At 72.2% G+C, this 234-nt stretch carries 1 protein-coding gene; it reads right to left on the reverse strand.

The genetic code is table 11. From position 1 onward, the window contains the following. On the reverse strand, positions 1-234 hold a 234-nt coding region (locus tag KVT44_RS57185), incomplete at both ends, for a hypothetical protein (RefSeq protein ID WP_217577210.1).

Consider the following 234-nt stretch of genomic DNA (forward strand, 5'->3'; position numbering starts at 1 on the left):
GACGTGTGTCCGGCCTCAGCACTGTTGAGAAGGTTGAGCCCGGCCGCGTCGTAGTCGACCGAGATCAGCCCGAGCGCCCTCTGCTGGTCCGTGTGCGCCGAGGCGAAGGACCATTCGGTGTGGGTGGCGGTGGAGTACGCCGCCCAGACGGCCGTGCGCTGCGGGCCGACCACGAGGGGGTACGAGGACTTCGCCGCCGGCGCGGGGGACGTGCCGTTGCCGCCGAGGGCGGTG

Origin of the sequence: Streptomyces sp. GbtcB7 (assembly GCF_019091445.1) — a bacterium.
GTDB classification, from domain to species: Bacteria; Actinomycetota; Actinomycetes; order Streptomycetales; family Streptomycetaceae; genus Streptomyces; species Streptomyces mirabilis.